The organism is Streptomyces albicerus (assembly GCF_008905045.1).
Classification (GTDB): Bacteria; Actinomycetota; Actinomycetes; order Streptomycetales; family Streptomycetaceae; genus Streptomyces; species Streptomyces albicerus.
Map to the genome: position 1 here is coordinate 87,016 of NZ_VWMY01000037.1, position 12,302 is coordinate 99,317.

Sequence of the window (12,302 nt, forward strand, 5' to 3'; positions counted from 1 at the left end):
CCTCGCAGGGACGGATGACATCCATGTCCACGAAAACGCTCCCCGGGCGGGGCGACACCAACAAGCAGAGCACCGCGGGGCCGCAGCGGAGTGCCGAACGCCGGCGTTCCCCGCGCCGGGGCATGGCGCGCGGCAGGCAGGCCCGGGCCGCCTGGATCCTGGCCGCGCCCTTCCTCGCGCTGTTCGCGGCCTTCATGCTGCTGCCGTTGGTCTGGTCGCTGCTGATGAGCCTGACCGACACTAGTAGCGCCGACCTGCGCACACCCCTGAACGTGTCGTTCATCGGTTTCGACAACTACGTGCGGCTCTTCCAGGACGATCAGTTCTTCACGGCCCTGCGCAACACGGCCGTGTTCGTCCTGGTGGCCCTGCCCCTGACGCTCGCCGCCGGGCTCGCCGCAGCGGTCGCACTCAACAGCGGCATCCAACGCTTCCGGGCAGTCTTCCGGGTCGGCTTCTACCTGCCGGTGATCACCAGCATCGTGGCGGTCGCCGTGGTGTGGAAAACGCTCCTCGAACCCCGCGCGGGACTGGTGAACCTCGTCCTGGGCTGGTTCGGGATCGACGGCCCGGCCTGGCTGGCGGACACCCGCTTCGCTCTGCCCGTCATGATCGTGATGGCGGTGTGGCGCAACCTCGGCACCGTCATGATCATCATGCTGGCGGGTCTGCAGTCCGTCCCCCAGTCCCTGATGGAGGCGGCCGAACTCGACGGCGCCGGGCCCTGGCAGCGGTTCTGGCGGGTCACCTTCCCGCTCCTGCGTCCGGCCCTGCTGCTGACCGCCGTGACCACGGGCATCGGCTATCTGCAGTTCTTCGACGAGCCGTTCGTGATGACGGGCGGTGGGCCGCTGGACTCCACCCTGTCGGCCACGTTGTACGCCTACAACCAGTTCGGCAACGGCAATTACGAGATGGCGTCGGCCGCCAGCTACGTCATCTTCGTCCTCATCGTGGCGCTGACCGTGCTGCAGTTCCGCGTGCTGCGAGACAAGGACTGACGACCCATGAGCACCCTCTCCACTCTCCAGACGCCACACCCGGGTACGGACCGCGTCCTGAGGCGCCGCCGCATCCGCCAGACCTGGGGCCAACCCTGGCTGTATCTGCCGCTCGCCGGCGCCCTGCTGCTGATGATCGCGCCGTTCCTGTGGATGCTGTCCGGCTCCTTCAAACCCGAGGCCGACATCCGCAGGGTCCCGCCGGTCCTGATACCCACGGCGCCCACGACCGTCAATTACAGCGAACTGTTCAGCACGCTCGACTTCACGAGCATGTTCGCCAACTCCGTGCTCGTGGCCCTCGCCGTCACCGCGGGCAACCTCATCTTCTGCTCGATGCTCGGATACGCCCTGGCCAAGCTGGAGTTCCGCGGACAGCGCGCCGTCTTCCTGCTGGTCATGGGGACGCTCATGATCCCCGGCCTGGTCACCTTCGTCCCCCTGTACGTGCTGGTGTCCAACATGCAGCTGACCGGCTCCATGCTCGGACTGATCCTGCCGTTCCTGGCCGGCCCCTTCGGGGTGTTCCTGATGCGGCAGTTCATCTCCACCCTGCCCGACGAGCTGATCGACGCCGCCCGCGTGGACGGCTGCCGCGAACTGGCCATCTTCGCGAAGATCATCCTGCCGTTGACCAAACCGGCCCTCGCCACCCTCGGGATCATCACCTTCCTCGGCTCCTGGAACAACTTCCTGTGGCCCCTGGTCGTGGCCCAGAACGAGAGCCAGTACACCCTCCCCGTCGGTCTCGCCCTGGCCAGCAGCGGGCAGTCCTTCACCCGCTTCGGCATCCTGCTCGCCGGTGCCGTGGTGGTCCTGCTGCCGGTGATGATCGTCTTCCTCCTCTTCCAGCGCCAGTTCGTGGCCGGTATCGCCACCACCGGCCTGAAGTGACACTCCGACGCCCGCTGTCGGCAACGAATCCCTTACCTGTGACGACTCATCACCTGGAGAACAAAGTGGGACAGCCGGTCCGCTCTGCGGCGTACCTGGATCCGGAAGCATCCGTGGAGGCAAGGATCGAGGACTTGCTGTCACGGATGACCCTGCCGGAGAAGGTCGGGCAGTTGCTGATGCTCGACGCACAACACGGCGACCTGGCGGACATCGTGGCGGCCAAGCTGGCCGGATCGGTCCTGCACGTGTCTCCCGACCTGATGCCTCAGGCCATGGAACTGGCCCGGCAGACACGCCTCGGCATCCCGCTGCTGACCGCCGACGACGGCATCCACGGCCACTCGTTCTGGCCGGGCGCGACCATCTTCCCGACCCAGCTGGCCATGGCCTGCACCTGGGACCCCTCCTTGCTCCACCGGGCGGCCCGTGCGGCCGCGACCGAAATCGCGGCGACGGGAATCCACGGGACGTTCTCCCCGGTGCTGTGCATTACCCGGGACCTGCGCTGGGGCCGGATCAACGAGACGTTCGGCGAGGACCCGTTCCTGATCGGTGAACTCGGGGCGGCGATGGTGCGCGGCTATCAGGGCGAGGGCCTCGGCGACCCGACAGCCGTGCTGGCGTACGCCAAGCACTTCGCGGGCTACTCCGAAACCCTGGGCGGGCGCGACGCGAGCGAAGCCGATCTCAGCCCGCGCAAGCTGCGCTCGTGGTTCCTGCCCCCGTTCGAGCGGGCGGCTCGGGCCGGCTGCCGCGCCTTCATGCTCGGCTACCAGTCGATCGACGGGGTGCCCATCACCGCGAACCAGTGGCTGATCAATGACGTACTCAAGGGCGAGTGGGGCTTCACCGGGACGCTGGTGACCGACTGGGACAACGTCGGCCGGATGGTCTACGACCAGCGGACCTGCGCCGACTACGCCGAGGCGGCGGCAGTCGCCGTCAACTCCGGGAACGACCTCATCATGGCCACGCCGCAGTTCTTCGAGGGCGCGCAGGAGGCGGTCGCCCGCGGCCTGGTCGACGAGAAACAGATCGATGACGCGGTACGGCGGGTTCTGCGGCTGAAGTTCGAGCTCGGGCTCTTCGAGGACCCTCGCACCCCCGACCCCGAGCGGCAGGCGCGGGTGATCGGCTCGCGCGAACACGCCGACCTCAACCTGGAGACCGCCCGACGCTCCCTGGTGCTGTTGCGCAACGAGGGGTTCCTGCCCCTGGAAGGCGGGCTGACCTCGGACGGAACCGGCCGCGCCGCGAGCCGGGGCACACCGCGGACGATCGCGGTCATCGGCCCCAACGCCGACAGCCCGGAAGCCATGCTCGGCGACTGGGCTGGGGCCACCGGCCAGGTCCCGTGGATGCCCGACGGACATCCACGCGAGTCGGTGGAGACGGTGCTCGACGGCCTTCGCGCCGTCGTACCGGCTGACTGGACCGTTACGCACGCCCGCGGAGCCGACATCGCCAGCCCCGCCCATGCCCCCGAGTGGTCCATCGGACCCGATGGCCAACCGCAGGCGCCCGTCTTCACCCCCGCCCCGGTCGACCAGGCACAGCTTCGGGAGGCCGTTGCCGCGGCAGAGGCCGCCGACTACGCCGTCGTGGTCGTGGGAGACAGCATCGCCCTCACGGGCGAGGGGCGCTCGACGGCCACGCTCGACCTCCAAGGAAGCCAGATCGCGCTGCTGGACGCGCTCGCCGCCACCGGCACACCGGTGATCGTCGTACTCGCCCAGTCCAAGCCGAGTGCCCTCCCTGATTCCGCACTGAACGCCGCAGCACTCATCGAGGCGTTCAACCCGGGCATGCGCGGCGGCCGCGCCGTCGCCGAACTCCTCCTCGGACTCATCGAACCCAGCGGCCGACTCCCGGTCTCCTTCGCACACCACGTCGGACAGCAACCGGTCTTCTACAACCAGGTGCGAGGCCAGCACGGGAGCCGCTACGCGGATCTCACCCAGGACCCCCTGTTCGCGTTCGGCGAGGGCCTCACCTACACCACCGTCACCTACACCGACCTCGTCGTGCACGACCCGGACGTCACCGCTGACGGCACCGTCAACGCCACGGTGCGGCTCACCAACAGCGGCAGCCGTCCGGCCCTGGAAACGGTGCAGGCATACGTCAGCGACCTGACCACCAGCGTCACTTGGGCCGAGCAGGAGCTGAAGGGTTTCACCCAGGTCGAAATCCCTCCCGGCGAAACCCTGGACGTCGACATCAGCATCCCTGCCGCGCACTGCTCACTCGTCACGGCCGACAACCGACGCGTGGTCGAACCAGGTGAGTTCGCACTCCGCGTCGGTCCCAGCTCACGGCGGGAGCAGCAGCTGAGCACGGGATTTCGCATCCGGACCTGAAGGCCGTATCCGAATCTGAAGGCCGCATCTGGACCCAAAGGCCGTGTGCGGGCTGGAAGACCCCCGCCCCGTCGGCCCGCCGCCCCGCCGAACCGAGGGCCGGCGGGGCGGGCCCCTCTGTCATACCGAAAGGCACGCGTGTGTCCACCACGCCCACACCCCGCGATCCGCACTACCCCGTCGCGCACCTGCGCCCGCCCCGCAACTGGATCAACGACCCCAACGGGCTGGTCTTCCACGACGGTCACTACCACGTGTGCTACCAGTACAACCCGTACGGAGCGACCCACGCGAACCTGCACTGGGGCCACTTCCGCAGTCCCGACCTGCTGAGCTGGGAGCCGCTGCCGATCGCCCTGTCCCCGACCCCGGGTGGCGTGGACCTCGACGGCTGCTTCTCCGGCAACGCCGTCTCCGACGGCGACCGTCTCGTCGCCTTCTACTCCGCGCACCGCGAGGACCGCTCATTCCAGCACCAGCCGGTCACCTGCGCCGTCTCCCACGACGGCGGCAGCTTCCGCCCGCGGGGCGAACTGCTCATCCCCGAACTGCCCGAGGGCTGCACCATGTACCGCGACCCGTACGTGTGGCAGGACGGCGACGGCTGGCGGATGCTGGTCGGCGCCGCCCTCGCGGACGGCCGCGCCGCCGCCCTCCTGTACGACTCACCCGACCTGGAGACCTGGACCTACCGGGGGCCCTTCGCGGCCCGCGAGAAGGAGCCGATCAGCGGCACCGACCTGGACACCGGCGAGGGCTGGGAATGCCCCCAGTACCTCCCGGCAGCCGGCGGACGCGGCACCCTCATCCTCAGCGCATGGACCGAACCCACCGGTCCGCAGAGCGTCGCAGCCCTGATCGGCGAAGAGCACGACGGCCACTTCAAGGCCGACCCAGCGGTACCTGTCGACCACGGCCCCGACTGCTACGCACCCGCCCTGCTGCGCGCACCGGGCAACCGGTGGCTGCTGTGGGGCTGGTCATGGGAAGCCCGCGACGAAGCCTGGGCCGTCGCGGACGGATGGGCCGGCGTCCTCACCCTGCCCCGCGAGATCCATGTCGACGACGACGGCACGCTGCGCCAGCAGCCCGCCACCGAACTGCTCGCCCTGCGCGGCGAGCACGCTGTCCACGCGGCGGGCGTGACCGACGACCCGCAGCCGGTGGACCTCGGCAGCGTGGGCCGCGCCTTCGACCTGACGGCCCGTCTGGAGCCCACCGGAAACGCGGGTCTGCGGCTGCTCACCACCCCGGACGGCTCCGAGTACCTCGACATCCGCCTCGATGCCGACGCGGGCGAACTGGTCGTCGACCGTGACCACGCCTCACTGGACACCCGGGCCCGCGGCGGCTCCTACCGGATGCCCTGCCCCACCGGCATACCCGTCGACCTGCGCGTGGTCGTCGACCACTCCATCGCCGAAATCTTCCTGACCACCACCGGCCAGGTCCTCACGCTGCGCTGCTACCCGACAGGGCAAGGCCCGTGGCGACTCCAGGCCCGCACCGCACGGGGTACGAGCCTCGGCTACGCGGTCGACGCGTGGGAGCTCAACCCGCTCGTGATCAAGGAGCCGAGCACCGGCGCCGTAGAGCCGGCGCTGACGTCGCCGTAGAGCCGACCCCAACTGTCGGTCCCCCACCTTGGCATTCTGCCCCGCCCCCTTCCGAAAGTACTGAACAAGCAGGTCCGTAGGAGGACTTCGATGAGCACATACGGTCTCGGACGACGCCAGTTCCTCAGCACCGCCGTTGGTGTCGCCGCCGCCTGGACCCAGGTTTCCGGGAACGCCTTCGCCGCCCCGCAGCCGAAGCAAGCCTCACGTGGAAATTCCGTGCATGTTTGGCGGACGGACGTGTCAGCCGAAAAGTGGGTTGCCGCCCAAAGCGATGTGCTGTTCCGAACAAAGAAGACGGCCAACCCGCTGACGATCAAGATCGACGACAGCGTCAAGTACCAAAAGGTCCAAGGCTTCGGGGCAGCTATGACCGACTCCTCCGCCTGGCTCATCGACAAGCTGTCCACTGCTGAGCGGACCAAGCTGATGAAGAACCTGTTTGATCCCTCGAAGGGCATCGGCCTCAGTCTGCTCCGCTCTCCGATGGGCGCCACGGATTTCAACGCGTCCGGGAACTACTCCTATAACGACATGCCGGCAGGGCAAACTGATCCGACACTGTCCAACTTCTCCATCCGGCATGATGTGCCGTACATCATTCCGGCGTTGCGGCAGGCTCTCTCGCTCAACCCGTCCATCAAGGTCATGGCAAACCCGTGGAGCCCACCAGGCTGGATGAAGACCTCTGACTCGATAATAGGAGGCACTCTCAAGAGTGAGTACACCTCGGCGCTGGCCAACTACTTCGTAAGGTTCATACAAGCCTACGGCGAAGCCGGCGTGCCCATCTCCTACATTTTGCCGCAAAACGAACCCATGGGTACTCCCACCTGGCCCGGGATGTTCCTGTCTGCTTACCAGGAATCCGAGTTGATCCAGGAGATCGGCAAGGCATTTGAGGCCAATGGGATTTCCACGAAGATTCTGGCCTGGGACCACAACTGGGATGTTCCCTCGTATCCCGAGACGATTTTCAGCGATCCCGCTGCCTCCAAGTACACGGCGGGAACCGGATGGCACATCTACAGCGGCAACCCGAACTACCAGACCCTGGTCCACAACGACTACCCGAGTAAAGAAACCTACATCACGGAAGCAACTGGAGGGATTTGGCAGGACAGTAAGCAGACAGCGTTCAGCGACGCACTTGGCACTTGGATCATCAATGGCACGCGTAATTGGGCGAACGGCGTGATGCTGTGGAACATCGCACTCGACCCCGATATGGGCCCGCTCAACAGCGACACCGACGGTATACCCATGTGTCGGGGCTTGCTCACGATTGATCCGACCGACGGGCGGGTGTCCTACAACGTGGACTACTACGCCCTCGCTCACGCCAGCAGGTTCGTAAAGCCTGGAGCACGTCGGATCTACTCGAACACCTTCGGGGAAGGAAGCATAGAGAACGTTGCGTTCCAGAACCCGGATGGATCGAAGGTCCTGATCGCGTACAACTCGGGAGGCGCCGCGAAAACCTTCAGCGTTGCGGACGGGACGCGCTCCTTCGACTACACCCTGAACGCCGGCGACGCCGCCACCTTCACATATTCCGGGCCTGCGCAGGGCGGCCGTACCCCTGCAGCGACCAAGGTCTCGGATCCGACACACGACTTCATGTTCGAGTCGGCATCCGGTCCGGTCGCTGTCACGTACGATCCGGCACTGCTGTCTTATCAGAATGCCATCCGTACCGGAGACAAGCTGGTCACGTATTCCCTGCCGATCGGAGCTTCTATCGAGACGACAGGAAGGGCGCTGAGTCGTAGCAAGTGGACCGTCACGGCTTCGGCGCAGGCCGATTGGGGTGTGGCCGCAAACGCGATCGATGGCGACATCAAGACACGGTGGAGTCTCGGGCACGGGACGACGAGTGGCGACTGGTTCCAGATCGATCTGGGGAGCCCTACGAGCTTCAATAAAATCGTCCTCGACACCGGCGTGAACAATTCGTTCGACTACGTCAGTAAGTATCAGATATACGTGTCGGACGATGGTGCCGATTGGGGTAGCGCGATTGCAAACGGCAGCGGGAGCATAGGAAAGGTAGCCGTCACGTTGCCGACCCGGACGGCACGGTACATTCGCATCGTCAGTGCCGCGGCATCCGGTTTCTGGTGGTCCATCGGTGACATCAATGTGTACGGGTCTTCGCGTGGATCCGGTTCGATCGCAGCTCCGACAGCGATATCAAACGGCCTCCAGATGAAGACGTGGACCAGCACGGAAGGGTCGCAGGTTACCGTAGTATTCAACGGGACCGCCGGCAGTAAGAGTTTCAGGATATCCACCGACGGCTCGTACACCTATACGCTGCCAAGCGGGACTTCGGCGATGTTCACAACCAAGAAGTTGTCGGACTTTCCGGCGCCGGTCTTGAGTAGTTTGACCCCGAATCAGGGCATACCGCGCTCCAAGTTCACGATCAGCGGTTCTGGCTTCGGTGGCGCGCAAGGGCTGGGTACGGTGTATTTCGGATCAGTCAATGCCGAAATAGAAAACTGGTCGGACACGAGTATCAGCGCTTACGTTCCGAAGGGGCTTGCAGCGGGGAAGGTCACGGTTTCCGTGAAGGGGACCAGTGGAGTAGACGCAGGCGGATCGTCGTTCGACGTCATGGATCTGGGCCCGGCGCTGCCGCGGACCGGCTGGGCCGCAACGGCCTCGGACGCAAGTCAGTGGGATGCGCCCGGAAACATACTGGACGGCGATTCTGGCAATCGGTACAGCTCCGGAACAGGGCAGTACGATGGTCTTTGGATTCAAGTGGACATGGGACAAACGCAGACGTTCAACAAGATTGTGTTGGATGTCGGCGGCAGTATCGGCGACTACGCGCGAAGCGCGGACGTATACGTATCTGCGGACAGCGCCGACTGGACCAAGGTTTCTTCCGTAACTGACGGCCAACGAGTCCAACTGGTATCCCTCCCGTCGCAGACAGCTCGCTACATCAAAGTTGTCAATACCGGCAGCGTCGCGGGTAGCTGGTGGTCAATCGCAGAATTTAACGTCTACAAGTGACCGCGGTTGGCTCGGCGCTGTCGTCTCGATGCTGTCGAAGGACGCCCCGACCAGGCGGGTGACGAGGGTGTTGCGGGGATGCCGTCAACGCTCCCGACCGCTCAGAGCGCGGTGCCCGTTTCCTCGGCGAGCGTCCGCAAGAGGCGGTCCTGGAACGCCTCGTCGTGGACGGCGCGGTGGGGTTGCAGCAGCTCGCGGTGGTACCAGTACCCGCCGGTGGTCAGGGCCTGAGGTTCGTCGCTGGAGGCGAGCCATTCCTGCGTCCGATGGCCGAGTTCAAGGTCGTCCGGTGCGCCCGGTCCGCCCATCCTCGTCGGTACCCAGCCTGGATCGACTGCGTTGCTCAACACCTCTGGGCGCAGGCGAGCCACCGCAGCGGCGAGCGTCGTGACGAACAATTTGCTGTCGGAGTAGGAGCCGGCGCTCTTGCCCTGCCAGTCGACCCCGTCGAGCGAGGGCTGCCCACCGAAATGCGAGCTGCTGCTCAGGTACACCAGCCGGCGCGGCCCGCGCAGTAGGGCCGTGAGCAGATACGGCGCGACGATGTTGACCGGCATGACCGCCGGTCCGCTCCACACGCCGGCGTTGTGGATGACGGCGTCGAGCGGCTTCGCGTCATTCAGCTCGGCGGCGATACGCCGTACGGCGTCACGTTCCGTGAAGTCGCCCACCACGAGGTGGGCCCCACGGTCGACCAGCGTGTCGAGGCCCGCCGCGCGCTGCTGGTTCCGGGCGTGCACCACCACGTCGTGTCCGGCGGCCAGCAGCGCATCTGCCGCGGCACGTCCCAGGCCGTCCGCGGAACCGGTCACCAGGATCCGGCTCACGATCACAGCATCCCTTCGACACACGAGGGCCCGCCGAGCATCACGGCTGCGAGCCTGTGGCCCGCGCACACCGTCGCCGGGAGCGCGGTCACGCCGAGAGGCGCTGTGGCGGCTGCCTTGTCCCGTTCGCCGACGCGGAGGTCGCCGGCAAGGCGCATGACTGGTTCTCGCATGGGAAAGAGTGTCCTCCCGTTTCGTGGTCGCCGCTCCGGAACGCGTATCGCGCCGTTTCCAGAGCGGTACGAGAGCGGTACGACACGTCCGTTCACGCTTGGAGACCTGCTGGGCGTGAGGTGGGTGATGGCCTCGGTGAGCTCGGTCTCGGTGACGCCGTTGTCCTTCGCCAGGTCGCGGCGCAGTGGCACCGAGACAACATCATCCTCCCGGAGAACGTCTCGGCGACGGATCAGCGACGAGCCAGGCCTCGCACCGGGTTCACGTGCGTCGGCCCGCTGCGGGCCGACGCACGTGGTGAGGTGCCTACGCGGCTCCGTCCCGCGGGCCGCCGGTCCGCAGGACGAAGTCATGGACCGCGCCCGCGAACAGCTCGGGCTCCTCGATGTGCCCCATGTGGCCGCTGTTCTCCAGCACCAGCAGCTGCGAGTCGGGGATCAGCTCGTCGAGTTCGAGGGCCCAGCGAGGCCCGCAGATCACGTCGTGCCGGCCCACGACGACCAGAGCCGGCGGCTCCAGTGCCTTGAGGGCGGCGCGATCGTCGATGACATCGGGTTCGAGGTTCTCGTCCAGGCCCGAGATGTACGTGGCCCGGACCGCGTCCCGGACCGGGGCCAGTCGCTTCTCGTTGCCCCAGTAGTCGGCGAAGTACGACGGCAGCACCCCGCGGGCGACCGCCACGGTCTGCTCGTCGCTGGAGATGCCGGACATCGCACCGAACGCGGCCAGCACATCGGGCAGTCCGGGATGGCCGGCGTGCTTCGCGGCGAATGCCTCCACCATGCGGCCCGCCTCCGCGCCGTGTTCGGGACCGGTGACGGGCGCGCCTTCGTACAGCACGACGCCCGCCACCTGCTCGGGACGGTGCAGGGCGTGGTAGGCGGCCACGAACGCGCCGTGCGAATGCCCCAGCAGGTGCACCTTCGGCACGCCGAGCCGGTTGATCAGCACCTGCAGGAAGCGGCTGTACCTCTCCCGGGTGTAACCGTGCGGGTGCGAGGGGAGACGGCTGTCCTCGGCGGTGCCGACGGGCTCGACGTAGACCATCGTCAGGTGCTCTTCGAGGGCGGGCATACGCAGGTAGTCCCAGAAGATGCCGGGACCGCCGGAGTGCGCCACGCACACCGGGCCGCTGCCGTGGACGTGATACCGCTGGACGACTCCGCCCCTCTGGTAGGAGTGGGTTCCGGGGGAGAGGGGGTCGGTGTGCGCGGTGGATGTGTTCATCGGGATCTCCGTAGGGTCCGCAGGTGTCAGTGACACCGACAAGACGCTCCGGAATCCGAGAAGTTTTATCGCCGGTATGTGATCTGGGTCATGTTGCCGGGGGCGATGTGCCAGCTGCCCGGCCTCGCGCGCCCGGTCTGCAGCCCAGGACTCAGGCCGCGGCAGGAGCGGGCGCGGCCTCAGGGCGTGATGCGTGGTAGAGGGAGACCCGGTCGAAGCGACCGCCGTCCAGCGACATGATCCAGGCGACACCGGGCGGGCAGTGGTCCGGGTCGTCGGGCGGGTTGACCAGCTCCATCTCCCAGACGACCAGGGACCGGCCGGCCACCACGTGCAAGGGGCGCTGGCGCACCCCCGCCGAGAGGTCCCAGTCCATCCCCGCCAGCAGGAGGTCCGCTCCGCCCAGCCGCCGGCCTCCGGTCAGCAGCGAGACCTCGGCGGAGTAGCGGTCCTTGACCACCTTGCCGAACTCGCCGCGCTCGGCGGCCGCGAGTGTCGCGAGCACCTCCTGCCAGCTGGCTTCGGTACGGCGTGTCACGTCCTCGTGCGCGGCGGCCGCGGTGGCGGTAAGGGTCCGGGCGAGGGCGCCCCGTGCCTGGCTCAGCCGGCTGCGCACGGTGCTGACGGGAACCGAGCAGGCTTCGGCTATCTGCTGGTACGAGGTGATCCCGGTGGAGAAGTAGCGCAGGACGATCGGCAGGCGCAGGGTCGGGGACAACGCCTCGACGGCCTCCCAGATCCAGTCCCGCAGCGCGTGGCTCTGCAGGATCTGCTCGGGTGTGCCGCCGTCCGACGGCAGCGGCACCGACTCCATGGGCTCGACACGTTGCGCGGCACGCAGCAGGGTCCGGCAGCTGTTCCGTACGACCATGCGCAGCCATGGCCCCACGGCTTCCGGATCGCGCACGTCCACGATCCGGCGCAGCGCCACCAGCGCCGCTTCCTGCATGACGTCGTCCACGTCCGGGCTCGGCCCCAGCAGGCTGAGCGCCACCGCGCGCATCCCGGGCCGGTGACGTTCCAGCAGCACTGCCAGAGCCGATGCATCGCCCGCCTGCGCGGCCCGTGTCAGCGCCGCGTCCTCCGCAGGCCCGGTGTCTCCCGGTATCCCGCTCATACCTTGTCCTCCCGGCCCACGACACGTGTCTTCTTTCGACCCTAACCGCTCCGAGG

The 12,302-nt window shown here is 67.0% G+C and carries 9 protein-coding genes; 5 read left to right on the forward strand and 4 right to left on the reverse strand.

The features are described 5' to 3' along the window. Positions 1 to 14 precede the first annotated feature (14 nt). The 5 genes from GAS53_RS31315 to GAS53_RS31335 all read left to right on the forward strand — a co-directional run bounded on the left by GAS53_RS31315 (position 15) and on the right by GAS53_RS31335 (position 8,901). Positions 15 to 1,001: a carbohydrate ABC transporter permease gene (locus GAS53_RS31315; protein ID WP_151481103.1), complete on the forward strand. Its 987-nt coding sequence runs from the start codon at positions 15 to 17 to the stop codon at positions 999 to 1,001. 6 nt (positions 1,002 to 1,007) lie between these two features. Beyond that, positions 1,008 to 1,895, forward strand: a complete 888-nt coding sequence (locus GAS53_RS31320; protein ID WP_151481104.1) for a carbohydrate ABC transporter permease — start codon at positions 1,008 to 1,010, stop codon at positions 1,893 to 1,895. A 65-nt stretch (positions 1,896 to 1,960) separates the two neighbouring features. Then, the gene (locus GAS53_RS31325; RefSeq protein ID WP_151481105.1) at positions 1,961 to 4,258 is read left to right on the forward strand and encodes a glycoside hydrolase family 3 N-terminal domain-containing protein; all 2,298 of its coding nucleotides are present in this window, start codon (positions 1,961 to 1,963) and stop codon (positions 4,256 to 4,258) included. 140 nt (positions 4,259 to 4,398) lie between these two features. Next, positions 4,399 to 5,874 carry a glycoside hydrolase family 32 protein gene (locus GAS53_RS31330; protein ID WP_151481106.1) on the forward strand — a complete coding sequence of 492 codons (1,476 nt, stop codon included), beginning with the start codon at positions 4,399 to 4,401 and terminating at the stop codon, positions 5,872 to 5,874. Between the two features lie 90 nt (positions 5,875 to 5,964). Next, positions 5,965 to 8,901: a discoidin domain-containing protein gene (locus GAS53_RS31335; RefSeq protein ID WP_151481107.1), complete on the forward strand. Its 2,937-nt coding sequence runs from the start codon at positions 5,965 to 5,967 to the stop codon at positions 8,899 to 8,901. Positions 8,902 to 9,002: 101 nt separating this feature from the next. Here the strand turns inward: GAS53_RS31335 and GAS53_RS31340 are convergent, their stop codons facing one another. From GAS53_RS31340 to GAS53_RS31350, 4 genes are all read right to left on the reverse strand, one after another. Next, entirely contained in the window at positions 9,003 to 9,728 is a 726-nt protein-coding gene (locus GAS53_RS31340) for an SDR family NAD(P)-dependent oxidoreductase (protein ID WP_151481108.1), read from the reverse strand. 2 nt (positions 9,729 to 9,730) lie between these two features. Further along, complete coding sequence (locus GAS53_RS55390) at positions 9,731 to 9,901, reverse strand: hypothetical protein (RefSeq protein ID WP_192583353.1); 171 nt, start codon at positions 9,899 to 9,901, stop codon at positions 9,731 to 9,733. Positions 9,902 to 10,208: 307 nt separating this feature from the next. Continuing rightward, on the reverse strand, positions 10,209 to 11,129 hold the full coding sequence (locus GAS53_RS31345; RefSeq protein WP_151481109.1) for an alpha/beta fold hydrolase: 921 nt from the start codon (positions 11,127 to 11,129) through the stop codon (positions 10,209 to 10,211). 151 nt (positions 11,130 to 11,280) lie between these two features. Further along, positions 11,281 to 12,246, reverse strand: a complete 966-nt coding sequence (locus GAS53_RS31350; protein WP_151481110.1) for an RNA polymerase sigma factor — start codon at positions 12,244 to 12,246, stop codon at positions 11,281 to 11,283. Between the last annotated feature and the right edge of the window lie 56 nt (positions 12,247 to 12,302).